The following is a 23,742-nucleotide window of genomic DNA, read 5'->3' on the forward strand; positions in this document are numbered from 1 at the left end:
CGTGAGCGGAGCCACGGACGCCGGAGCGAATGGAACCGGAGCGGACGGCGGCCGTGGCCCCGCCACTGACTCTGCCGCCTCCCATGACTCTCATGGATCCCAGGGGGGAACTGTGACGGACACCCGAGGGCCCCAGGCCCCGTACGAGGGGTACGCGGGCGGCCCGGCGGCGGGCAGCACGCTGCCGGGGGAGCGTCAGCCCCAGCAGCACGCCGGGCAGCCGTACCACCCGCCGCAGGCGTACCAGACGCCTCCGTCGGGTGCGACGCGCCGGCCACGGACCGGGGCGCGGACCACGCCCCGCACCCGCAAGGCACGGCTGCGGGTCGCCAAGGCCGACCCGTGGTCCGTGATGAAGGTGAGCTTCCTGCTCTCCATCGCGCTCGGCATCTGCACGGTGATCGCCGCCGCGGTGCTGTGGATGGTCATGGACGCGATGGGCGTGTTCTCGACGGTCGGCGGCACGATCTCCGAGGCCACCGGCTCGAACGAGTCCAACGGCTTCGACCTCCAGTCGTTCCTGTCGCTGCCGCGCGTGCTGACGTTCACGGGAATCATCGCCGTCATCGACGTGGTCCTCGCCACGGCACTCGCGACGCTCGGCGCCTTCATCTACAACCTGTCCGCCGGGTTCGTGGGCGGCGTGGAGCTGACGCTGGCGGAGGACGAGTAGGAGGACAGGTACCGGGACGAGTGGCGGTCGGTTTTCGGCCCGAGCGGACCCCGGATACCGATTTTGGGACTGACCGCGTCGTGCGCTAATCTTCAGAGGTCAGCGCGGAGCGCGGCGGGGCTATAGCTCAGTTGGTTAGAGCGCATCCCTGATAAGGATGAGGCCACAGGTTCAAATCCTGTTAGCCCCACCAGCGAAAAGACCCTCAACCGATTGCGGTTGGGGGTCTTTTACGTTCACCCGGGCCGGTCATGAGCCGAGCCACGTCCGAGGGTTTCGGGCGACGGTGTGGATGGACTCGATCTCGGTCCGCTCCAGGACGCCTGTCCGGCGCCGGAAGGACGGGACGTCCCGATCCCTGATCACCCTTACGTCGTGGAGCGATGCGGCGACGTTCACAGTGGTCGCGGAGACGAACACCAGCACCGGAGTCACGTTCACGGTGAAGCCGCACGCCTTGGTCAACACCTTCGACGCCCTGCTGCCTTCATGACGGCTGTTGCGTACGTACGGGCGCCCTTGGCCGCCGTTCACCTTCACTGCGGCGTCTCCCACCCATACGCGGGCGTTGCGGAAGTACTTGGTGTTCAGGCAGAAGACGCCGCCGGGGCCGATCAGCAGGTGGTCGATGTCCGCGCCGCTCGGCAGGGTTATGGAGTGAAGGGGGAACCAGCCCCGGCTTTTGAGCCGATCGAGCTTGGCGCCCACGATCCGTTCGCCTACCAGACCCTTCCGCCAGGAGTCGGTGTCGTCCTCCTGGCGAAGCAGACGCATCAGTTGTCTGGCCCACCAGGTCGGTGCTCCTTCCAATTGGCCCAGGAGCGAGTCACCCGGTCGGTTCGCGGCGAGATCGTTGCTGGAGGCGGGCAGGAGGGGCGCTTCCACCGGGGATCGCGGCGCGGTGGAGGGAGGGGGAACCGGGTGGGAAACAGGGTGGGGAGCGGGGCCGGTGACGGGGGCCGCGAGATGGGGCGCCAGTACGTCCAGGACTTGGTCCCGGTACGACGCCTCAAGTATTTCGAGCCGACCGGAGGCGCGGTCGAACCAGGCGACGTTGGGGCCGCCCGCGACACTCACGTAGAGCCGGTCATGCCCGTACCGCTTCCATGCCTTGACCTCTAAATGATCCATTCCCACCCCCGCGACGAAACACCATCGCGATGGGACCAGCTCCAGCACGTGCCTACAAGAAGGCATCAAGCCATCAACCGCGTACGGACCGATGCCTCGGCGGCGGCGGTCGGGCCGGTGTCGGGGTGCCGGTGTCGCTCGTCCTGGGGGGCGCGGGAGTGTGGGCGCGCGTCGGCGCGCGGGCGCTCAGGAGGGACTACCGGGTCCGGGTCCGGGGTGTCCGGCCACGTCGGGGCAGGTCGGGTGACGGTGGGGCACGCGACGCTGCGGTGGGCAGTGGCCTCTCCCGCCGGGGGCGGTGTGCGCTGCTGCCGGGCTGCGTTGTCGCGTTGATTCGGCTCTGCGGTGTGGGGGCTGTGCGTTACGTCATTGAGGTGCGTGGTGCGTTACGGCGTCGTCCGGTACGTCGTGGTTGCTGCCTGGCGTATCGGGTGTTTCTGGTGGGGCTGCTGTGGCTGGTTCTGCTTAAGGGGCTTGTTTCGCCGAGTGGGTCGGGGCCGGCTGTTCCTGCTCTGCGGTGGCCGGTCCGGTCGGCTGTGGTGCCGGATGCGCCGGTGCGGTCAGTTCGCGTAGGCGTGGCGTGCATGCGTGTGGTGCGCGGGGCCGTGGTCCTTGGAGCCGTGGTGCTTGGGGCCGTGGTCCTTCGGGCCGTGGTGCGTGGGGTTCTGGTGCGGGGAGCCGTGGTGTGCGGGGCTGTGGTGCTTGGGGCCGTTGTGGCTGTGGGGGTGGTGTGACGGGGTGTGCTGGGCGGGGATGTGGGGCCGGTGCGCCGTGGGGTCCGGGGATTCGGTCGTGAGGGCGGCTTCCAGTGCGCCGGCCTGCTCCGTCGCCGTACCGGGTGCCGAGGGGCGGTGGCGGCAGCTCGGCGAGGAACCGTGCGCCTCGGCACGGATCCGCTGCTTCATCGTCGGTGGCAGGGACGTGTCGTGCCGGGCCGGCAGCGGCGCCGCCGCCAGGCACGGCTCGGTGGTCTCCGCGCTGTTGCGCGCCTTCTCGGTCTGCTGTACGGGGGTGGCCGCGGCGGCCGTCGTGGAGAGTCCCAGGGTGGCGAGCACCGCGAGGACGGCTGTGATCAGGGCGGTCCACAGCGTCAGGAGCTTGTTCCTGGCCATGTTCCCTCACTTTCGGCTTGGTTCGATTTGCGTACTTTCCTCATGATGTGTATGTGGGTTCTTGAGTGGGGGACGCTCGCTCGTGGCGCGGCGATCTTCAGATGAACACCACTCGGATGGGCGCAAGTGCCCCGAATAATGGGCTGGAGCGGCGAAAGTCACAGTCTGAGGGGAGTAGTCGGAGTGCCCTCGCCCGCCAGAGATCGTTGCTACTGCGGTGCTCGGAGCGGGAGTTGGGCTCCCTGGCAGGTCACCGATCGATATCGGCCGGTGTGTATAGTCGGGCGCCAGAGGTCCCCTACGTCAAGGAAAGACGAGGTCGCGCGGTGAAGAAGCTTCTCCTGGTCGCACTGGCCGCCATCGGCGGGCTCCTCGTGTACCGCCAGATCCAGGCGGATCGCGCCGAGCAGGATCTGTGGACGGAGGCGACCGACTCCGTGCCCACGGGTTCGTGAGAATCGACAACACTCTCTTCGCAAGCCCCGATCGCCCGAGCGATCGGGGCTTTGTGCTGCCTGATGGCATCCGGCACGGGGGTGCCCTGCGACTCCGTAGGGTTGGTGTGACCTTTGGTGCCGGTGTGGTCTGTGGGGCCCGTGCGTGTTGTTGCTGGACCGTGACGAAGCGCCCCTTGAGTTCACCTGAGCAAATGACTAGGTTGCAGGAGCAAAGTCACGGGGTTGCGGATACGGGGACTAGGGGGCACGCGTGAGGTCACGAGCACGGGCGTGGGCATGGGGACGGGTTCAGGGGAACGCCGGTGGTGCTGGGGGTGTTTCGGTCGGCGGTGACGACATCGGGTGGAATCGGGGTGCGGGTGGGCGCCACGGCGGTGGCCGTGGGTGGTCGGTCCGCCGGGCCGGGGGCGGCGCGATGCTCGCCGGGGCGGTGCTCTGCGGCCTGGTCGCCGCGCCGACCCCGGCGTCCGCCGCGCCGGCCGACTCCGGTGGCAACAGCGGTCTCGTCATGGTTCTCGACTCCTCGGGGTCCATGGCCGACGACGACGGCACCGGGCGGACCCGGATGGAATCCGCGCGGGACGCCGTGGGCACGGTCGTCGACAGCCTCCCGGACGGATACCCGACCGGGCTGCGGGTCTACGGCGCCGACCAGCCGCGCGGCTGCACCGACACCCGGCTCGTGCGCCCCGTGGAGGCGCTCGACCGGGCGGCGATGAAGCGGGCCGTGGGTGCCGTACAGCCCAAGGGGGACACCCCGATCGGGCTGTCGCTGCGCAAGGCGGCGCAGGATCTGCCCGAACCGCGGGCCGGGGCGATCGGGCGGCGCACGATCCTGTTGATCTCCGACGGCGAGGACAACTGCGGTGCCCCGGAGCCCTGCGAGGTCGCCAAGCAGCTCGGTGAGGATGGCGTCGACCTGCGGATCGACGCCATCGGCTTCCAGGTGAAGGGCGCGGCACGCAAGCAGCTCGAATGTGTCGCCGAGGCGGGCCACGGCTCGTACTACGACGCACCGGACGCCGAAGCGCTGGCCCGCCAACTGGTGCGCGCCTCGCAGCTGTCGGCGGACGGCTACCGCTTCCGGGGCAGCCCGATCACGGGCGGCTCGCGCGCGGAGGACGCCGCCGGGCTCACGCCGGGGCAGTACCTCGACACCATCGGGCCGGGCGAGACCCGCTGGTACGCCGCCTCACTCGACGGCGCGTCCGCGGCGGACCTCGGTGTCACCGCCGTACCGCAGCCGGGGGTGCCGGTCGCGTACGGCGACGGGATCGAGCTGAAGCTCACCTCCACGGGTCGGGTCGGGGCCACCTGTGACAGTGACCGGGCGCACTTCTCCCAGACCGAGGGCGCGATGGTCCTCACGAGCGCGGTCAGTCGAATCCCCTCCTCCCAGGGCAACCGGTTCTGCGACAAGGCCGGACGGTTCCTTCTCTCTGTACACCGCTCGACCGCTTCCGGTTCCGACGTCGCCCGCTGGCCGATCGAACTACGCATGGGCACCGAGAAGCCGCTGAAGGCCGGGACGGTGCCGGCCGAGTCCGCGACCGAGTACGGCGCGGCCGGACCGGACGCCGTTCTGCCCGCCGGTGATCCGAAGGGCGTGACGGGCGGGACGGGTTTCAACGACGCGCGTGAACTGACCGAGGGCGTCTGGCGCGACGCACTGCTGCCAGCGCAGACCCGCTGGTACAAGGTGCGGGTGGGCTGGGGCCAGCAGTTGCGCTACCGGCTCGACTTCGGCAACGAACCCACCGTCGACTCCGCGACGTCGGGTCCGCCGAAGTCCTCGTTCGTGCACACGGCCGTCTACACGGAGGGCCGCAAGAGCGTCTGGTCGGGCACCGGCTTCCGCGACCGGCGCGGCTACTACGGTGATCCCGCGGCGCTGGACATGGGGACCGTCCCGGTCTCCTGGACCAACCGCTTCGAACCCGCGCACCAGGTCCTCCCGTTGCGCGCGGCGGGTGACTACTACGTGGCGGTCTCGCTGGGCCCCGAGGCGGCGGCCTTCGCCGAGAACCCGGCGATCGGAGTCGTGCTCAAGGTGGACGTCGTCGGTGACGAACTGGCCGGTCCTCAGCACGACGCGCCCCCGCGCGCGAAGGGCGCGGGCGAGAGCGCCGGTGCGGACGGCACCCAAGGCGCCGACGGTAAGGGCGGAACCGGTGATTCAGGTGCCCGCGCGGACGGTGCCGAGTCCGGCGCGGCAGGATGGTCCACCGTCACGGTCGCTTCGGTGGCCGGTGGCGCGGTCGCGCTGATCGCCGTCCTCGGGCTGGTGTTCGCGCGGCGCCGGGCGGCCAGGGCGGCGGCCGGGACGGGAACGGCCGGATGGACGACGAGGGGTGGCGCGTGATGAGGCGGTACGGCACGTACGGGAGGCACGGGGGCTACGGGAGGTTCGGCCGGGCCGCGCTGGCCGCCGGAGCGGCGCTGTGTGCCGTCGCCGCGCTGCCGGAGGTCGCCACCGCGGCGGGCACCCCGAACCCGTACGCCTTTGTCGAGGGCGCGAAGCCGGTGACCGGGACGGCGAGCAACACGGACGCCGCGAAGCTCGATGCCGGGAGTACCTACAAGAGCACCAGCGCGCGCGAGGGGACGCTTTACTACCGGCTCGAACTCGACGCGAAGTCCAACGCCTATGTGTCCGTGACGGCGGTCCCTCCGCTGGGCACGAAGGTCGCCTACGGGGACGGTCTGACGGTGTCCGTGCAGGACGGTAACGGCACCGACTGTTCGTCCGGGCAGGCGCGTTTCGGGGCGGCGACGAGTCCGCGGCCGATCACCGCCTGGGCGGCACGGCGGATCGGGCCCGACAAGACCATGTGCCAGGAGGCCGGCACGTACTACGTGGTCGTCGAGCGGACCCGGCAGGACACCTCGACGCCGGGGCCCTGGGACCTGGAGATCCAGCACGTGTCGGAACCGGGTCTCGCGAAGGCGGGCTCCACCACGCCCCCGGAGACCTGGAACTCGGCCTCGCCCGAACCGCTGTCCGGCGATGCTCAGCAGCGAACCGGCGGGAGCAGCTTCAGCGAGGCGGTGGGGCTGGAGCAGGGCGTCTGGTCGGACCAGGTCAAGCCGGGGCAGACGCTGTACTACCGGGTGCCCGTCGACTGGGGGCAGCAGCTCTCCGCGCGCGCGGAGCTGGGTAGTTCGGCGGAGGACGGCTATGTGCCGTCGGCGCTGGAGATCGCGGTGTACAACCCGGTGCGCGGTTTCGTCACGCGGGCCGACACCCAGTACGACGGCAAGCAGAAGTCGGCCGCCCTGGACCCGCTGCCCCCGGTCGCGTATCCGAACCGGTACGAGACCAAGGACGACGTCAGCGGGATGCGGTTCGGCGGGTGGTACTACCTGACGGTGCATCTCAGCCCCGAGATGGCCACGAAGTACGGCCAGGGGCCGATCCGGACGACGCTGCGCGTGAAGGTGTCCGGGACCGCGCAGAGCGGGCCCGAGTACGCGGGGACGCCGGTGCCCGCCGATGTGTTCGAGGTCAGCGACCGGGACAAGGAAATCGCCGCGTCCGGCCGTACCGAGGACGAGGCGGCGCGGAGCGACACCATGCGGCTGGTCGCCGCGGGCGCGATCGGCGCCGGTGTCGTGCTGGTGGTGGTCCTGGCGGTGTGGACGCTGACGGCCCGCAAGCGGGCGGCGGCGGTACCGCAGGGCGGCACACCGCCGACGGGGTACGGGCCGCCGGGAGCCTGGTAGCGGGCCGGAGCCCGAAACCGGAGCCCGAAGGTACGGCGCGGGGCAGGGCTCAGGTCTGGGTGAGGGCCCAGATACCGACCGCGAAACAGAGCAGGGCGACTACGAGGACCGGGATCGCGACCTTCGGGGGCGGTCCCGGTCGGCGTTGCGGCACCTGCCGGTGCCCCGCCGACGCCGCGCCGGCCGGAGCCGCCGATTCCGGAACCTGTGCGCCGGGATGCGGAACCTGGAGGCCCTGGGCGGTGTATGGACGAGTAGGGGCGTATTCACGCTGCACCGCGGAGGTCGGAGCCTGGGGGGAAACGTGGGATTGAGGGGATTGAGAGGCCGGATGGGGCTGAGCGCCCTGGTGCTGGGGTGCCTGGTGGGGCGGCGGGCTCTGAGGGTGCTGGTGAGCAGGCTGGGGACCTGCGTGGGGCTGGGGGGCAGACGCCTGAGTCGGCTCGAAGTGCACCGGGGCCTGGTGGGCGGGGGCCTGCGTGGGGTCGGGCGCGGAAGGAACGGAAGGAGTAGAGGGAGTGGCGGGGGTGGCGGGGCTGGAGGCCGTGTGGGGTCCGGCCTCCGGCGGGGGCGCGAGATGGAAGCTGCCGGTTTCCGACATCGACGGCTGAACCGCCGCGGGTACGCCGTCGGGTACGGGGGCGGCGCCGGGCCGGCGCTCGGGGCGTTCGGGACCCTCGGGGCCGAAGCCCGCGGGCAGCGGTCCGATCTGGTCGAAGACCTCGACCAACTCGTCGTCGGGACCCAGCTCGGGCAGCATCTCGACGGCCGAGGTCAGCGCCTTGCGCGCCCCCGTGGCCGTGCGGAACCGCATCTGCGGATCGGGCTGGAGCAGATTCGCGATGACCTGCCACAGCGGCTCGTCGATGCCCTGCGGCGCCGACGGTGTGCCGTGCGCCGCGAAGTGTTCGATGAGGGCCTGCGCGTCGGGCTTGGCGCCTTGCAGCAGATACAGCGCGACCAGGCCCACGGCGAACAGGTCGGCGGTGAAGTCCGGCTCCGCGCCCATCATCTGCTCGGGCGCGAAGTAACCGGGCGTGCCCACCACATAGTTGGTCTCGGTCAGCCGCGGCTCCCCCTTGCGCATGGAGATGCCGAAGTCGGACAGCCGCAGATGCGGGCGTCCGGTCCCGGTGGCCTCCAGGAGGATGTTGGCGGGCTTGATGTCGCGGTGCACGACCCCCTCGGCGTGCACCGCGGCGAGCCCGGACAGAAGCTGGTCGAGCAGGGTACAGACGAAGCGGGGCGGCAGCGGGCCGTAGTCCCCGATGAGATGCGCCAGCGAGCCGCCGCTGATGAGGTCCATGGTGAACAGGACCTTGTCGTCGTCGGCGGCCCAACTGGCGGGCGCGAGCACATGCGGGTGATCGATCCGGAGTGCCTGTTCGCGGACGAAGCGCAGCAAGGTGTGCGCGTCGCTCTGCTGAAGGACCTTGGCGGCCACATACCGGCGCCGCCGGTGATCCCAGGCACGCCAGACCGCGCCGACTCCCCCACGTCCGATCGGGTCTGCCAGTTCGTACCGGCCGGCGAATACCTCACCCATCGCTGTGCGTCGCTCCCCGTGCTGTGTTTCCGGCTGCTGGGCCCTCGGCTCAGCTCTGGTGTGCCTGATAGTGGGCGACCGCGTCGGCGGTGCGCCCGGCGCCGTACACCTTGAGGAACTCTGCCAGTTCCGGGTGGGTCGGGGCGAGGGAGTCCGCCGCATCAATGATGTCGCCCGCCGCCGCGACCGAGCGCAGCAGGGACTGGATCTCGCGGACCACGCGCTTCACGGTGGGTGCGCCGGAGCTGGACGTGGACTGGGATGTGTTGCTCAGGACGGATCCCCCCTGGGACTTCTTGATCTCGTCCATGCGCTCGGTGGCCTCGGCCGCGCTGACACTGCCGTCGGCGACCTGGGCGGCGAGTTCCTGGAGGAGCTGGACGCGTTGGACGACCGCCGGGTTGCCGATCTTGGCGCGCTGGCCGCTCATCAGCTGGGACAGCATCGGCGCCGACAGTCCGAGGACTCCGGCCAGCCGGGCCTGATTGAGCCCGAGATCCTCGATGAGCTTACGGAAGAGCGCCCCCAAAGGCTCTCCGTACCAGTTCCTCTGCAGCTCCCGCGCTCTGGCGGTGGATTCCTGTTGTGCGGCGTCCATTGCGTCTCCCCATCGCTTCCCCAAGTACCGCGCTTCGCTCCAGCGAACCGCGTGCGAGCATCTTACGGAGCGTGGTCGGGCGCGGGGAGCCCAATCCTTTTGCGGGATCAGGGGGGTGACCCGGTACTCTGGTCTGCGATGCCGCCCGGGGGTCGAGTGCTCCGGCGACCGCATTGCTTTCGGGGCCTTAGCTCAGTTGGTAGAGCGCTGTCTTTGCATGGCAGATGTCAGGAGTTCGAATCTCCTAGGCTCCACATATATACACCCCCTGACCTGTGGAAACGCGGTCAGGGGGTTCTTTTGTCCCGATTCTCTGTACTGACATGTCGGCATGGTGGTGCCGACGAGAAGTTCGAGCGTCCAGAGCTTCCAAGGGCTATGGCAGGGCGGGTGGAAGGTTTCGTGAGGAGCAACCGACTGTGTAGACGTCGCCGTATACTCGATCCATGACTGATGTGATGATTCGGGTGCCGGCGGCGATCCGGGACCGGCTTGCGGTGTTGGCCGAGGCGCGGGGGACATCGATGCGTGCGGTGATCGAGGAGTTCGCGATGTCGACGCTGACGCCCGAGGAGCGGCGTGAGCGTGCGGAGCGGGCGCGCGCGTACATGGCGGAGCAGTTCGGGCACTACGTCAGTGACGAGGAAAGTGCCGAAATGGGGCGCAAGATGCGCGGTGCCGCCGCCGATCACCGTGCGGAGACCGGCGACCGTTGAACCTGACGCACTTTGTCCTCGATGCGCCCACGTTGCTTGGGCTCGGTGGCGACAAGCAGGTGTCCGGCCTGATCCACCGCGCCTGTCTGGAAGCGGATGCGCGGTTGTGGGTGCCGCTGCTGTCGCTGGTCGAGGCCGAGCGGGAGCGGCCGGGGATCATCGAGCACATCGGGCAGCTGGAAGTCCTCCACACCGTCGATCTCGACTATGCCGGGACGTACGGGGTGATGCTGCTGCACCGCGAGGGCGTCCCGGTGGGGATCGCCGCCGCGATCCAGGCTGCGAGGAGCCTGCTTCTCGACCCCGACAGCGATGCGCTGGTCGCGACGGTTGCCCCGGAGGCGTACGAGGGCGCGGAGGTACGGGTCTTCGACCTCAACCGCTGAGTCCGGGAAGGCGGGTCTGTGTTTCACCCTCGGCAAGGGGGACGGCACGGCGATGTTGGACGTCTACTTCCTGTCCGAGGAGATCCTCGACGCGGAAGAGCGCAAGCCCGGAACCGAGTTCAGCTCTGGATCCGGTTACCGCGTTGCCGTCACCTCCGCTGCGGACGGTTCCACGGCCAGTTGCGCTGACTGACGTCGGCACAGCCTCTCGGTTACAGGCCGCCCGTGAACAGGAGCCGGTTGGGGGTTTCTTTGTGGACGGTGGTCAGGGCGCCCGTGGTGGCGGTGCGGGTGAGGTGGGCGGCGGTCTCGGCGGGGGTCGCCTGTGGGTGCTGGGCCGTGTAGAGGGCGGCGGCTCCGGTCACGTGGGGTGCCGCCATGGAGGTGCCGCTGAGGGTGGTGCTGCCGCCGCCGAGTTTCGCGGACTCGATGGACTGGCCGGGGGCGTAAAGGGTCACGCAGCGGCCCCAGTTGGAGAAGGTGCTCTGCTGGTCTTCCCGGTTGGACGCGGCGACGGTCACGGTCCGGTCGGCGGAGGCGGGGGAGACGGTGCAGGCGTCGGCGGCCTCGTTGCCCGCGGAGACCACGGGCAGGACGCCCTGGGCGGCGAGCGCGGTGGTGGCGTTGTTGAGGGCCTGGGAGCGTCCCTCGCCGAGGGACGCGTTGAGGACGGCGGGGTGTTGGGCGTTGCGGGCGACCCAGTCGAGGCCGGCGATCGCCTGGGCCGTGTCGCCGTTGCCCGTGCAGTCCACGACGCGCACGGCGACCAGGCGGGCCTGCGGTGCGACACCGAAGGTGCGGCCCGCGACGGTGCCGGCGACGTGGGTGCCGTGACCATGGCAGTCGAGACCGTTCCGGCCGTCGCCGACGGCGTCGAAGCCGGGGGCGGCCCGGCCGCCGAACTGTTCGTGGCCGAAGTCGATGCCGCTGTCGAGGATGTACGCCGTCGCGCCGGCGCCGTGGCCCCGGGTGGTGAACTCGCCGTCCAGGGGCAGGTTCCGCTGGTTGATACGGTCCAGGCCCCAGGTGGCGGCGGGTGCCCGGCCGGCCTGTCCGGGCATGTCGCCGGAGCGGTCGGCGGCGATCTCGGGGACGGTGAGGGTGGCGTTCTCCTCGACGGCCTTGACGGCGGGGTGGGTCCGCACGGTGCGCAGCAGGAGCGGGTCGAGGTCGGCGGCGAAGCCGTTCAGGGCGTGGGTGTAGCGGAACGTGGGGGTGATGCCGAGCGCCCGCACGATCTCGCCGGGGGCGCGGCCGGGTTTGAGGGTGACGATGTACTGCCCGGGGACGGCCCGGTCGGAGCGCTCCACGGCCACGGCGCTGGTGGCGGTGGCGGGCGGCTCCGCCGCCTGCGCGACGGGAGCGGCGAGAGCGGCGACAAGGGTGACGGCCGGCAGCAGGGCCGCCGGTGTCTGACGCGGGGACAGGCGCACGGACGCTCCATTCGGTCGGATCGCCGGACCGAACGGCCCGGGGGCGCGATCAACCGGATCATCGTCCGTACCCGGACGGCATCCGCGCCGCCCTTCCCGAGCGAGCGCTACGGACAACCCTTACGGGGCCTTACGCAGTCGTCCTCGCGTCCGTCGGTCACCGAGGTCGGGTGACCTCATCGAAGTCGCTTTTGCGGATCTTTCCGTGGATTCCCTTCACGCCGTCGACCACCTGGGAGACCGCGAAGTCGCCTGCGGCGCTCAGGTACGCCATCGCGAGATGACGGTCGATGCCGTAGTCGGTCGTGAGCAGGTCAAGGGCGCAGCGCACGCAGTCGCGCATCGCCGTGTCCAGATCCTCGTCAAGACCGATCGGTACGAGGTACTCGTCGGTCTCGGCGAACGGGGTGACGCGGCCATGGCCGGGCCGCAGGGCCGCACCGCCGGGCACCACCTCCACCTTCACGGTGGCGCGCAGCGACGCCTCGAACGCGGTGAGGGCGACCTCGCCGTCGCCCTGCGCGAAGTGGGGATCCCCGAAGTAGACCAGCGCGTCATCGACCTGTACGGGAAGGAAGAGTGTCGCGCCCTCGCCGAGCAGGGAGACGTCGATGTTGCCGCCGTGCCGCCCCGGCGGTACCGAGTGAGGCCGCTCGGCACCGGGTACCGCCACGCCCATGACGCCGAGGAACGGTCGGAGCGGGAAACGCAGTGCGCCACGGGAGGGGTCCGTACGGTCCACCGCCATCCGGCCCCACCCGCCCCGACCCTCCGCGTGCGCCGTGGCGAAGGTGACCACCGGGCCGGGCAGCGACGGCATCTCAAGTGACGGCATCTCACCGGGGAGCGCACCGAAGCCGTGCCGTGCGGAGACCATCCCGTACGGAACCCGCGGGGTGAGGCCGAGGACGGTCACGGCGAGCAGGTCGCCGGGCCGGGCGCCGGTCACCGCGATCGGACCGGTGACCAGGTGGGGTCCGTCGTCGTCGAAGTCGTGCGGTACGCCGGAGTCCGCGATCTGCTGGGCGTCGTCCAGCACATGGGTACCGCTGACGCCGTAACGGGCGAAGAACTCACGCGGGTCACGGCCCTGGTCCTCCAGGACTCCCTCGTGGCTGATCGTGTCGACGGTGATGACGGAGCCCGGTCGCACGACCGCGCGCGGTGGGTCCGCCTCGCACGGAAGGCGGCCCCACAGGACGTTCTCGGGCGTGGCCGGGACGTAGGTCGCCGACGCGATCGCGCCGTGGCCGGGCTGGAGGATCGGGAAACCGGTCGCGGCAACGTCGAGGAGAGACGTGTCGGTCGCTGTCATGGGCCACCCTTCGTGGAAGCGATGGCCCGACGCTAGGAACGACTCGTTGCCGTGGTGTTTCACAGGGAGTGCCGTGCGGTAACACCGTCTTGTATGTCGACATGGCATCTCGTAATGAGTTGCCGAATTGCCGATTCGCTGCCGGGGCCTACAGGTCGAGCACGATCCGGTCGCCCTGGCAGCGGCCGACGCAGATCATCATCGTCCGCCCGGCCAGCCGTTCCTCGTCGCTGAGTACGGAGTCCCGGTGCTCCGGTGTCCCGGCGAGCACCCGGGTCTCGCAGGCCCCGCAATATCCCTTCTCGCAGTCGTACGACAGGCCACTGACGGCATCGCGCAGGACCTCGATGAGGCGGCGGTCGGCCGGCACGGTGAGGGAGACCCCCGTACGCGCGAGCTGGACCGTGAAGTCCTGGTTCGCCGTGGCGGCGAACGCCGTCTCCAGGTCGTCGCCCGCGGCGAACCGCTCCACGTGCAGCCGGTCGGTCAGGCCCAGTCGGGAGCACTCGCGCTCGACGGCGGCCAGCATGGGCGCGGGCCCGCACGCGTAGACCGCGGTGTCCGCCGCGAGGCCGCCCAACAGCCCGGGAAGGTCCGGCAGTCCGGCCTCGTCCTGCGGGAGCAGGGTGAGCGCGTCGCCCGCGACGGCGCCGAGTTCGTCGGCGAACGCCATGGTCGAGCGGGTGCGTCCCCCGTACACGACGGCGAAGGGCGTACCGCGTCCGGCGGCCTCGCGGACCCCGGCGAGGATCGGTGTGACGCCGATGCCGCCCGCGAGGAACAGGTAGGACGGTGCCGGTACGAGCCGGAAGTGGTTGCGTGGCCCGCGTACCGTGAACGTGGCTCCGGGGCGGGCGAGTGCGTGCAGTTCGGCGGAGCCGCCCCGGCCATCGGGCTCGCGCAGGACGCCGATGCGCCAGGTCGTGGTGTCGGCGGGGTCACCGCACAGCGAGTACTGCCGCAGCCGGCCCGATGGCAGCCGCAGTTCGATGTGGGCGCCGGGCTGCCACCCGGGGAGTTCCCCTCCGTCCGGCAGACCGAGTTCGACGGCGATGACGCCATCGGCCGCAGCACGCACCGCGGTCACCCGCAGCGGGGTGGGCGTGGTCAGCGGGCGGACCCCCCGGACCGCCGAAGCCCCCGCGCTCTCCCGGACAGCGGGTGGGAAGAGCGCCGGGATCGCGTCCCAGCCCGACTGGTTGCCGCGCGTCTCGTAGGGGACGAGCCCCTCCTCGATCACCCGGTACTCGGGCAGCCGGGTCAGGATCTGCGTCATCATCGCGCGGAACATCGCTCGGGCGAGATGCGCGCCCGCGCACCGGTGCGATCCGATCCCGAAGCTGAGGTGCCGCGTGGTGTCGCGGTCCAGTCGTACCTGTTCGGGGTCGGGGAACACGGCGGGGTCGTGGTTCGCGGCGACCCACGGGATCAGCACCCGGTCGCCCTGCCGCATCGGGCAGCCACCGACCTCGACGTCCCGGGTGACCGTACGCGCCATCGACTGCGACGGAGCGAACGCCCGGAGGAATTCCTCGGTCGCGGTGTCCAGCAGATCGGGCGACTCGACAAGCCGCCGCCGCTGCTCGGGGTGGCGGGCGAGGTGGACGAGCGTCGATCCGGTCAGGGAGGTGGTGGTGTCCACGCCACCGGCGATGAGCAGGCCGATCACCGACACCAGTTCGTCGTCGCTGAACTCGCCATGGCCGAAGTCGCCGCCGTCAGCGCGCCGGCCCGTCACCAGCGCGCTGATCGCGTCGGCCCGTGGCGCGGTACGTCGCTCGGCGATCAGCTCCCGGATGCGCTGATCCATGTAGGCCAGTCCGGCGGCCCCGCGCTCGGCGCGCTCGCTGCCGGCGGGGGCGGCGAAGATGTCGTGGATCGGCCCGGCCAGCCTCGCCCAGTCCTCCTCGGGGAAACCGAGCCAGTCCAGGGTCACCGCGGCCGGCAGTGGGTTGGTGAGGTCGCGGACGAAGTCGCAGGAGCCCAGCTCGATGAAGTCGTCCACGATACGGGCGGCATGGCGCTCGATCATGGGGACCAGCCGCTCGACCGCCTCGGGGGTCAGCAGCGGGTTGATGAGCTGCCGGTACCCGGTGGAACGTGGCGGGTCCAGCTCGATCGGGAACTGTTCGAGGCCGGGTCCCTTGGGGATGACGATGCCGACGCCCTGACCGCCGTGATCGCTGCGGGCCGAGGAGAAGGTCTCGTCGTCGCGGGCGATACGGGCCACATCGGCGTACCGCGTCGTGTAGTGGAAGCCGCCATGGGCCTCGGAGTGGCCCACCGGGCAGCCCTCGCGGTAACGCGCGTAGTAGGCGACCGGATCGGCGTTGGCCTCGTCGGAGTGGTGGTCGAAGTCGGCGGGGCGCTCGACGTCTGCGGGCCGCTCGAAGGCGTCGTGATGGTCGAAGGCGAAGTCGATGTCGGCGGACATGGTGGGCACGCTCCACGTGCTCGTACTTCCGCGCGGTGTTGTCCGGCCGCGCCACCGGATGCCTGATGCCTCATCGGCGCAGGTCACCCTAAGGTTTCGCCGCGCCTACGACAATGCCCTGGAGCGACGCTCAGGCGCCCAGGACCGTCAGGACTGTTGGAACCAAGCAGGACTGTCAAGGCCGTCAAGGCCGTCAGAAGGTCAGCACGGCTTTGCCGACCGCGCCGGACCGGACGGCCGCGACGGCCTCGTTGATCTGCTCGAAGGGGAAGTAGGTGATCATCTTCTCGACCGGGAACCGGCCCTCGGCATTGAGTTCGAGCAATCGGGGCAGGAAAAGCTGCGGCACGCTGGCCCCGGCGATGATGCCCGTGACCGTGCGTCCGTTGAGGATGCTGCGCCACTCGAAGCTCATCGACTCACTCGGGCCGATGCCGATGACACCGGCGCGACCGAGCGGCCCGAGCGCCTCCACCGCGGTGCGCAGCACATCCTCGCGGCCGGTCGTGTCGATCACGAAGTCGAACCCCTCGGGCACGACGGCGGCCAACTGCTCAGCGGTCTCCCCGGCCGAGGAGTCGACGGTGTGCGTGGCTCCGTAGCCGCGCGCCGCGTCCAGCTTGGCCGGGTTGACGTCGACGGCGGCGACGACTTTGCAGCCGCTCAGCGAGGCGGCGATGACGGCGGCCACGCCGACCGCGCCCGCCCCGAAGATCGCGATCGACGAGCCGGGGCGCGGCTGGAGCACGTTGAGCACACCGCCGGCTCCGGTCTGGAAGCCGCAGCCGAAGGGCCCGACCCGCAGCAGGTCCAGTGACGGGTCGATCCGTACGACCGCCCGTTCCGGCGCGACCACATGGCTGGCGAACGACGACTGGCCGAGGAAGTGGGCGTTGACCTCCTGGCCCTCGTGGGTCACGGCGGTGGAGCCGTCGGGCCTGCGGCCGGAGAAGTTCACCGCGTCGAAGGCGCGGCAGTAGGCGGGCGAGCCGGTACGGCACAGCGCGCAGGTCCCGCACGAGGCGATGGACATGGCGACGTGGTCGCCCGGCCGTACCGACGTGACATGTGCGCCGACCTTCTCCACGACGCCCGACCCCTCGTGCCCGAGCAGCGCGGGCGTGGGGAAGAAGGTCGCGAACTCAAGATCGGTACCGCAGATTCCGACGCCCGCGACCCGGACGAGCACCTCGTCCGGGCGGGGCTCGTCGAGGTCCACCTCGGTCAGGACGAATGGCTGTCCGGGCTGCTCCAGCAGAGCGGCGGTGGCACGCACAGGGCCTCCTCGATGCCTCACAAAGTGAGATCGCATCTTGACATGCGCGATGGGGTCGGTCAAGGTTCCCCCTATGGTCGCTGTTGACTTCCCTTCATCTGTGCACTTCATCGACGGCGAGTGGGTCGCGGCCCGCGACGGCGCCACTCTGGATGTTCTGGATCCGGCCACCCAGCAAGTGATCACCCAGGTGGCTCGGGCGGGCGGCGCCGACGTCGAGGACGCGGTCGCCGCAGCGCGCCGCGCCTTCCCCGGCTGGGCGGCGACCAACCCGAGCGAGCGCGGGGCGCTGATCCGCCGCTGGGCCGACCTGATCATGGCCGAGGTCGAGGCGCTCGCGGCCGTGGAGGCGCGGGACGTCGGCAAGCCGCTGTCCGGGGGCCGGACGAACATCTACATCGCCCACGGCATCATCGACTACTTCGCCGGCGCGGCCGACAAGCTCACCGGCGTCACCCTGCCGACCCGCAGCCCCGATTATCTGGGCTACACGGTTCACGAGCCGTACGGGGTGTGCGCCGTCGTCATCCCGTGGAACGTTCCCGCCGTGCTCACCGCCGCGAATCTCGCGCCGGCGCTGGCGGCGGGCAACACGGTCGTCCTCAAACCGTCCGAGATCGCGCCGCTGGCCCCGTTCGCCCTCGTCGAACTCGCCCGCCGCGCGGGCTTCCCGCCGGGGGTGATCAATGTCGTCGCGGGCCTCGGCCCCGAGACCGGCGTCGCCCTCACCTCGCACCCGGGCGTCGACCACATCAGCTTCGTCGGCTCCACCGCCACCGGGCGGGCGATCATGGCCGCCGCCGCACGGAACCTCGTCCCGGTGAAACTGGAACTCGGCGGCAAGTCGCCGAACGTGGTCTTCGCCGACGCCGAACTCGACACGGCCATCCCGGAGATCGTCGCCTCCATCACCGAGAACGCCGGACAGAACTGCTACGCCGGGTCCCGGCTGCTCGTGGAGTCCTCGGTGCACGACGAGGTCGTGGAGCGGGTCGCCGCCGCCATGGCCGCCGTCAGGACCGGACCCTGGGAAGCCGACCTGGACATGGGGCCGCTGGTCAGCGCCGCCCAGTTCGCCCGCGTCAGCGGCTTCCTCGAAGGCGCGCCCCGCGAGGGCGCGCGCCTGGTCACCGGTGGCACGCCGGTCGGCGACGGGTGGTTCGTCCGGCCGACCGTGTACGACCGGGTGGACGGGGGCATGCGCGTCGCGCGCGAAGAGGTGTTCGGCCCGGTCCTCGCCGTCCAGTCCTTCCGCGATACCGCCGAGGCGACCGAGCTGATGAACGCGACCGGCTTCGGCCTGCTGGCCTGCATCTGGACCAACGACATCTCGCGGGCGCTGCGCCTCGCGAAGGACGTCCGCTCCGGTCAGGTGACGGTCAACCAGTTCCACGACGCGGGGGTGATCGGCTTCCCGTTCAACATGCAGAAGGACAGCGGCTTCAGCCGAGGCGGGGGGTACGCGGCGCTGCGCGAGTACACCCAGGAGAAGGGCGTGGCCATCCGGCTGGTGGCCCGCTGAGACAGGACACCATGGTGACCACCGCCGAAGCCTGGACCGGTCCGGCCCGCGAAGGACCGGACCCGGACCCCCGACCCGCCCTGCTGGAACGCGAGTTGACCGAGGCCGTACTCGCCGGCGCCGCTCGCGCGGACGTGCTCCACGCGCTGCTGCGGGCGACCGGCCGACAGGTGCGCCTGCTGGCCGCCGACGGTGTGCCGCTGGCGACCACGGACGGCGGTACGGGAGTGTCGGCCGCGGTGGCGGACGGCGTACTCGCCGGCGTCACCGGACCGGTGGTCGACACGCTCGACGGGCTGCGTGCCACGGCACAGCCCGTACGCGCGGGGACGACCGTGGCCGGTGTGCTGCTGATCGTCGGTCCCGCCGAACCGCGCGTGCAGGCGCTGGCCGGTGCCGCCGTCACCGCCCTGCTCATCGACGCCGTACGCACCGGGGACGACTCGGCCGAGGTCTCGGCGCGGTACACGGCGGCCGACGTCGTCGCCGCGCTGCGGTCCGGGACGGTGAGTCCCTCGGTGCGCGCGGCGGCCGAGGCACTGGGCATCGACCTGCGGCGACCTTCGGCCGGTGCCGTACTGCATTACAGCGGCTCCCGTCTGCGCGCCTGGTCCACGGCCCTCACCTGGCTGGAGTACCCGGTGCGGCAGGAGGGGCGTACGGCCTGGACGGTGGTGCCGGACGACGCCGTGCTCACCCGGTTGCGGAATCGCCTGCGCCTCATGACGGACGGCGAGTCCGCCGGCCAGGTCGTCGCGGCGAGCGGCTCCCGTCCCGAATCGCCCGAGGGCCTGGCCCGGTCCTTCACGGAGGCGGAACGGCTGCTCGGCCTGGCTCGGACCCAGGGTGTCCCGGTGCTCACCTTCGACCGCTGCGGAGTCGCCCAGGTCCTGCTGACCCTGCCGCGCACGCGCCTAGAGGCGTATGCCGAGGCGCACCTCGGGCCGATCCTGAGCCGTCCTGAGCTGATGGCCACCCTGCGTGCCTGGCTGGCCGAGCGGGGCAGTCGGCAGAGCGTCTCCGAACAACTCCATCTGCACCGCAACTCGGTGGGATACCGGGTGCGTCAGATCAAGAACCTCCTCGGCACCGACCCCTTGCTTCCGGCCGCCTCGGCAGAACTGCATCTGGCGCTCACGGCCCTGGACCTGCTCGCCGCCGACGACGACCGACTGCGCGACGACGACCAGCCATCGCGCGGTGACGGCCCACAAGTACGTGGCGACGGCCCGCAGATACGTGGCGACGGCCCGCAGGTTCGCGGCGATGACGAGCCGGTGTCGGTCCACCGCTGAACCGGCGTTCCCGCTTCGTTTGCGGATCCGATGCCGAACCGGTATTCGCCCCTGGTCGGTGGGCCGGACGCGGTACCGACATCCGCCCTTCCCCGCACCCTCACATGGCGCGCCGCCGCAGCCCCCGTACCCGCCCCGACCCCGCCGCGGCCTGCGCTGTCAGCCTCGCGAACAGGCGAAACGACCGCGAAACCAAGATGTAGCGCAGGGGCGTTGACACCACCCCTCGGCAAAGGCAGAGTACCTCGCAATACGTTCCACCGCCTCGCAATGCGAGACGAGATAGCGTGAGGAGGGTGCGCGTGCGAGCCATGGTGCAGACCGATTTCGGCGGGCCCGCGGCCGTGTTCCTGCATGATCTCCCGGAACCGACGTGCGGACCGCGCGACGTCGTGATCGATGTCGCGTACTGCGGACTGAACCGCCTCGACCTGCTGCAACTCAAGGGACCGGGCCTGATTCCGGGCTTCAGCCTTCCCCATGTACCGGGCATGGACTTCGCCGGAACGGTGGTGGCGACCGGTTCCGCGGTCAGCTCGGTCGTCCCCGGTGACCGGGTCATCGCCGACCCCACCCAGGGCTGCGGGAGTTGCCCGCGCTGCGCGGTGGGCGATCGCTCGTACTGCGTCAGACCGCGCGTCCTCGGCGGCAACGCCCCCGGCGCGCTGGCCGATTACGTGCTGGCATCCGCCGAGTCGGTCGTGCAGGTCCCCGAGTCCCTGCCGCTCGCCGCGGCCGTCACCCTGCCCACCGCCTTCTCGGCGGCGTGGCACGCGGTGCACACCGTCGGGTCGCTCGCCGCCGGTGAGACCCTCGTCGTGCACGCGGGGGCGAGCGCCGTCAGCCTGGCGGCCATCGCGCTGGCCAAGCGGTCCGGAGCGTCGGTCGTCGCCTTCGCCGGGAGCGAGGCGAAGCGGGCAGCGGCCCGCGCGGCCGGAGCGGACCTGGTGCTGCCCAACGAGGAGCCGGACGCGGCGAAAGCGGTGTCGGTGTTCACCGACGGCGCCGGCGCCGACCTGGTCCTGGACCACGTCGGCACCGACACCTGGCGCACCTCACTGGACTGCCTCGGCATCCGTGGGCGGCTGGTCATGACCGGCAACACCAGTGGCGACCAGGTGTCGTTCTCGCTTCAAGAGGTCTTCCACCGTGGCCTGAAACTGCTGGGCAGCGGTGGCTACACCTCGGCCGACTTCGTCGCCGCCATGTCGGCCTGCTTCGCCGACGGCCTGTACCTGCCCACGGCCGCCCGGCTGCCGCTCACGGAACTGGCCGACGCCTGGGGCGTGCTCGGTGCCCGCGACACCATCGGCAAGGTCGTGATCGAGCCATGACCGATCTGCTGATCGTGGGCGGCGACGTCGTCACGATGGACTCCGCGCGACGCGTCCTCACCGGTGCGACGATCGCCGTGTCCGGGGACAGCATCGCCGCGCTCGGCACGGCCGATGACCTGCGCGCCCGCTACCCGGGCGCGCGGGAGATCGACGCGTCGGGCTGTGTCGTGATCCCCGGCCTGATCGACGCCCACCAGCACACCACCGTCGATCCCCTGGTACGCGGCATGATCCCGGACGACATCGGTGCGCAGGAGTCGATCTCCGACTGGATCGTCCCGCTGCATGAGCGGGCCGACGGGGACGACGACGAACTCGCCGCCACCCTCACCGCCGTCGAATGCCTGTCCCGGGGCATCACCACGATCCTTGAGCCGGGCACGGTCGCCTATCCGGAACGCGTCGTCGCGGGACTCGGCGCCGCGGGTATCCGCGCACGGGTGGGCGGTTGGGGCTGGGACGCCGAGGGCGTGCCGTTCGGCGCGCCCGCCGACGAGGTGCTCTCCCGACAGGCGGACATCGTCCAGTCCCTGCCGGTCACCGGTCCGGTCACCGGGTGGGTGACGCTCGTGGGCCACGACCTCGCGAGCGATGAACTCCTCACCGGCGCCGCGAGCCTGGCCGAACGGCTCGACACCGGACTGACCTGGCACATCTCGCCGGGACCCGCCGACATCGAGGCATACGCCCGCCGCTGCGCGCGTCGGCCGGTGGTCCACTTCCGCGAGCTGGGAGTACTCGGACCGCGCCTGCTGCTGGGGCACGCCGTGTGGCTGGACGACGAGGAGGTCGACGCGGTCCTGGAAACCCGTACCGCCGTCGCCGCCTGTCCGGGGGCTTACCTGCGTCTCGCCCAGGGGTACACCCGCGCTTCCCGGCACGCCGAACTGGTGCGGCGGGGCGGCCGGGTGGCCCTGGGATGCGACGCGCACAACGCCGGCGACGCCCCGGACATCCTCCTGGCCGCCTACCTCTTCGCCGCCCTGGAACGCGACCGCGACCTGCCCGACCCGATCCGTGCCGAGCAGGCGTTCGCCCTCGCGACGATCGACGGAGCGCGGGCGATCGGTCTCGGCGACCGGATCGGCTCGCTGGAGGTGGGCAAGGCCGCCGACCTCGTCGTACTCGACACCCGCGACCCCGCCTGGATCCCCCGGGGCGACCTCGCCCGCCAACTCGTATGGGGCCAGGTGTCGCGCACCGTTCGGGATGTGCTGGTCGACGGCCGTGTCGTCGTCCGTGACCGGCGGCCGACCGGCGTCGACTCCGAGGCCCTGGCCAAGGCCGCCGCCGAGCGATCCGCCGCCCTCCTGCGGCGCGCCGGGATCACGCCCCGCCCGACCTGGCCCGCGGAGCCGGCGGCCACCGGGTGAAGGAGGACCACCGTTGAACGTCGTCGACATGGCCGGGCCTTCGCCGGCGAAGAAGCGGGTACCGCCGTGGCTTGTCCCCTGTGCGAACTCGACCGAGCTGTCCCTATGAACTCGACCGTGCTGTCTGTATGAACGCCTACGGGCCCTCCGTACGAACTCGTCCGGGCCGTCCGTACGGAGGTGGCCGGGCCGTCCGACCCGTCAACCGATCGACCACTCCTACGTCACCCCCTACGTCACCCCTACCGCTCCCCTGCCGGGGCGGTGCCACCCAGCGAATGGACCACGCACATGACCGCTAAGAGAACTCTCCGGTGTCCTCAGGCCGCTGTGGGCCTCGCCCTCGCGGGAGCCCTGGCGCTCTCCGGGTGCGCCAGCAACGAGGCGACGGCATCCAAGTCGACCCCCGACGCGAGCGGTAAAAGCGACGCGGGCCAGGGTTCGGGCCAGAAGCAGCCCGATGTCAACGGTGACGGCAAGGTCGTCATCGGCGTGCTCAGCCCCGGCGACATCAACGACAAGGGCTACTACCAGAGCTTCGTCGACTCGGCGGACGCCTACGCCAAGGAAAAGGGCTGGATGGTCATCAAGCGCGGCAGTGTGCCGATCGGTGACGCGCTCGGCGCGGCACGCGCGCTGTGCCGGCAGGGCGTCGACCTGGTCGCGCTCGGCGCGAGTGAGCTGAAGACGGCCATCCCCGCCTCCGAGGAGGCGGTGTGCGCCAAGACCGCCTGGTACGTGCCGACGGGGGCGAACCTCGACCAGACCCCGAAGGTCCTGCTGTCCGAGGACGACCCCAACCAGTCCATGCTCGTCGCCGGATACGCCGCTGGTCTGAAGATGAAGGCGTCCGGTGACACCAAGGCCGGCTTCATCACCGGCGCCAAGGCCGACTTCAGTGTCGCCGCCGCCAAGGCGTTCCTCGCCGGCATCCGGGAGGTCGTCCCGAAGGCCAAGCTGACGAGCACCTACACCGGTGACTTCAACGACTCGGCGAAGGCCAAGGAGGCCACCCAGGCCCAGATCAGCCAGGGCATCAAGGTCATCTACCCCTACCTCGGCGGCGCGACCGACGCCTCGGCGCGGCTGGCGAACGACAAGGGCGTGCTGACCCTGACCCCGGGTACCGACCGGTGCGCCTCGACCAGTCCGAAGTACGACATATCTGTGATCTTCAGTCCGGGTGACTACTTCCGTGCCGCGCTGGAGGAGTTCGCCAAGGACAACCTGAAGATGGGTACCAAGCGCGTGTGGCAGCTCGGCGTCGACCCGTACCCGACCGTCAAGCTCTGCGACGCGAAGGGCGACGAGGAGCAGCAGTTGGCCGCCTTCATCAAGAAGATCGGCAGCAAGGAGATCGACCCGAAGGCCGAGGTCGAGCGCCTCGGCTGACCCGCCGAACCGCCGACCCCTA

At 70.8% G+C, this 23,742-nt stretch carries 20 protein-coding genes and 2 tRNA genes; 14 read left to right on the top strand and 8 right to left on the bottom strand.

Annotation, left to right across the window (positions count from 1 at the left end):
* Window position 1: 1 nt before the first annotated feature.
* Window positions 2-673 (top strand): DUF3566 domain-containing protein, encoded by a 672-nt coding sequence (locus ACFVT5_RS27350; RefSeq protein ID WP_389893364.1) that lies wholly within the window; start codon window positions 2-4, stop codon window positions 671-673.
* A 116-nt stretch (window positions 674-789) separates the two neighbouring features.
* A tRNA-Ile gene (locus ACFVT5_RS27355) sits at window positions 790-866 on the top strand.
* Between the two features lie 56 nt (window positions 867-922).
* Here the strand turns inward: ACFVT5_RS27355 and ACFVT5_RS27360 are convergent.
* Window positions 923-1,804: a nuclease-related domain-containing protein gene (locus ACFVT5_RS27360; protein WP_389893366.1), complete on the bottom strand. Its 882-nt coding sequence runs from the start codon at window positions 1,802-1,804 to the stop codon at window positions 923-925.
* 560 nt (window positions 1,805-2,364) lie between these two features.
* The gene (locus ACFVT5_RS27365) at window positions 2,365-2,916 is read right to left on the bottom strand and encodes a DUF6344 domain-containing protein (RefSeq protein WP_389893369.1); all 552 of its coding nucleotides are present in this window, start codon (window positions 2,914-2,916) and stop codon (window positions 2,365-2,367) included.
* Between the two features lie 326 nt (window positions 2,917-3,242).
* Here ACFVT5_RS27365 and ACFVT5_RS27370 point away from each other — a divergent pair, with 326 nt between their 5' ends.
* The 3 genes from ACFVT5_RS27370 (at window position 3,243) to ACFVT5_RS27380 (ending at window position 7,097) form a co-directional block, all read left to right on the top strand.
* Window positions 3,243-3,371 (top strand): DLW-39 family protein, encoded by a 129-nt coding sequence (locus ACFVT5_RS27370; protein ID WP_003999697.1) that lies wholly within the window; start codon window positions 3,243-3,245, stop codon window positions 3,369-3,371.
* A 418-nt stretch (window positions 3,372-3,789) separates the two neighbouring features.
* Window positions 3,790-5,736 carry a VWA domain-containing protein gene (locus ACFVT5_RS27375; RefSeq protein ID WP_389893372.1) on the top strand — a complete coding sequence of 649 codons (1,947 nt, stop codon included), beginning with the start codon at window positions 3,790-3,792 and terminating at the stop codon, window positions 5,734-5,736.
* Window positions 5,712-7,097, top strand: a complete 1,386-nt coding sequence (locus ACFVT5_RS27380) for a hypothetical protein (protein ID WP_389893375.1) — start codon at window positions 5,712-5,714, stop codon at window positions 7,095-7,097. The genes ACFVT5_RS27375 and ACFVT5_RS27380 overlap by 25 nt, the downstream gene beginning before the upstream one ends.
* Before the next feature lie 49 nt (window positions 7,098-7,146).
* Here the strand turns inward: ACFVT5_RS27380 and ACFVT5_RS27385 are convergent, their stop codons facing one another.
* On the bottom strand, window positions 7,147-8,643 hold the full coding sequence (locus ACFVT5_RS27385; protein ID WP_389893378.1) for a serine/threonine protein kinase: 1,497 nt from the start codon (window positions 8,641-8,643) through the stop codon (window positions 7,147-7,149).
* 49 nt (window positions 8,644-8,692) lie between these two features.
* Window positions 8,693-9,241 (bottom strand): helix-turn-helix domain-containing protein, encoded by a 549-nt coding sequence (locus ACFVT5_RS27390; protein ID WP_389893381.1) that lies wholly within the window; start codon window positions 9,239-9,241, stop codon window positions 8,693-8,695.
* Window positions 9,242-9,422: 181 nt separating this feature from the next.
* Here ACFVT5_RS27390 and ACFVT5_RS27395 point away from each other — a divergent pair.
* From ACFVT5_RS27395 to ACFVT5_RS27410, 4 genes are all read left to right on the top strand, one after another.
* Window positions 9,423-9,495 (top strand) — tRNA-Ala (locus tag ACFVT5_RS27395).
* A 192-nt stretch (window positions 9,496-9,687) separates the two neighbouring features.
* A complete protein-coding gene (locus tag ACFVT5_RS27400) occupies window positions 9,688-9,957 on the top strand; it encodes a hypothetical protein (RefSeq protein ID WP_389893383.1) in 270 nt (89 codons plus the stop codon).
* Entirely contained in the window at window positions 9,954-10,343 is a 390-nt protein-coding gene (locus ACFVT5_RS27405; RefSeq protein WP_389893386.1) for a hypothetical protein, read from the top strand. Before ACFVT5_RS27400 ends, ACFVT5_RS27405 begins: the two co-directional genes overlap by 4 nt.
* Before the next feature lie 52 nt (window positions 10,344-10,395).
* Window positions 10,396-10,536, top strand: coding sequence for a hypothetical protein (locus tag ACFVT5_RS27410; protein WP_389893389.1), 141 nt, complete (start codon window positions 10,396-10,398; stop codon window positions 10,534-10,536).
* Window positions 10,537-10,555: 19 nt separating this feature from the next.
* Here the strand turns inward: ACFVT5_RS27410 and ACFVT5_RS27415 are convergent, their stop codons facing one another.
* The 4 genes from ACFVT5_RS27415 to ACFVT5_RS27430 form a co-directional block, all read right to left on the bottom strand.
* Window positions 10,556-11,776 (bottom strand): S8 family serine peptidase, encoded by a 1,221-nt coding sequence (locus tag ACFVT5_RS27415; protein ID WP_389893392.1) that lies wholly within the window; start codon window positions 11,774-11,776, stop codon window positions 10,556-10,558.
* A 157-nt stretch (window positions 11,777-11,933) separates the two neighbouring features.
* The gene (locus tag ACFVT5_RS27420) at window positions 11,934-13,091 is read right to left on the bottom strand and encodes an acetamidase/formamidase family protein (protein ID WP_389893395.1); all 1,158 of its coding nucleotides are present in this window, start codon (window positions 13,089-13,091) and stop codon (window positions 11,934-11,936) included.
* 148 nt (window positions 13,092-13,239) lie between these two features.
* The gene (locus ACFVT5_RS27425) at window positions 13,240-15,525 is read right to left on the bottom strand and encodes a cytochrome P450 (protein WP_389893398.1); all 2,286 of its coding nucleotides are present in this window, start codon (window positions 15,523-15,525) and stop codon (window positions 13,240-13,242) included.
* Between the two features lie 193 nt (window positions 15,526-15,718).
* Complete coding sequence (locus tag ACFVT5_RS27430) at window positions 15,719-16,801, bottom strand: NAD(P)-dependent alcohol dehydrogenase (RefSeq protein WP_389893401.1); 1,083 nt, start codon at window positions 16,799-16,801, stop codon at window positions 15,719-15,721.
* Between the two features lie 100 nt (window positions 16,802-16,901).
* Here ACFVT5_RS27430 and ACFVT5_RS27435 point away from each other — a divergent pair, with 100 nt between their 5' ends.
* The 5 genes from ACFVT5_RS27435 to ACFVT5_RS27455 all read left to right on the top strand — a co-directional run bounded on the left by ACFVT5_RS27435 (window position 16,902) and on the right by ACFVT5_RS27455 (window position 23,720).
* Complete coding sequence (locus tag ACFVT5_RS27435; RefSeq protein ID WP_389893404.1) at window positions 16,902-18,323, top strand: aldehyde dehydrogenase family protein; 1,422 nt, start codon at window positions 16,902-16,904, stop codon at window positions 18,321-18,323.
* Between the two features lie 11 nt (window positions 18,324-18,334).
* Window positions 18,335-19,618, top strand: coding sequence for a PucR family transcriptional regulator (locus tag ACFVT5_RS27440; protein ID WP_389893407.1), 1,284 nt, complete (start codon window positions 18,335-18,337; stop codon window positions 19,616-19,618).
* A 311-nt stretch (window positions 19,619-19,929) separates the two neighbouring features.
* The gene (locus ACFVT5_RS27445; RefSeq protein WP_389893883.1) at window positions 19,930-20,952 is read left to right on the top strand and encodes a zinc-binding dehydrogenase; all 1,023 of its coding nucleotides are present in this window, start codon (window positions 19,930-19,932) and stop codon (window positions 20,950-20,952) included.
* Window positions 20,949-22,328, top strand: a complete 1,380-nt coding sequence (locus tag ACFVT5_RS27450) for an amidohydrolase family protein (protein ID WP_389893410.1) — start codon at window positions 20,949-20,951, stop codon at window positions 22,326-22,328. Before ACFVT5_RS27445 ends, ACFVT5_RS27450 begins: the two co-directional genes overlap by 4 nt.
* A 291-nt stretch (window positions 22,329-22,619) precedes the next feature.
* Window positions 22,620-23,720 (top strand): BMP family ABC transporter substrate-binding protein, encoded by a 1,101-nt coding sequence (locus ACFVT5_RS27455; protein ID WP_389893413.1) that lies wholly within the window; start codon window positions 22,620-22,622, stop codon window positions 23,718-23,720.
* The last annotated feature ends 22 nt before the right edge of the window (window positions 23,721-23,742 follow it).

Source organism: Streptomyces sp. NPDC058001 (assembly GCF_042886315.1).
Classification (GTDB): domain Bacteria; phylum Actinomycetota; class Actinomycetes; order Streptomycetales; family Streptomycetaceae; genus Streptomyces.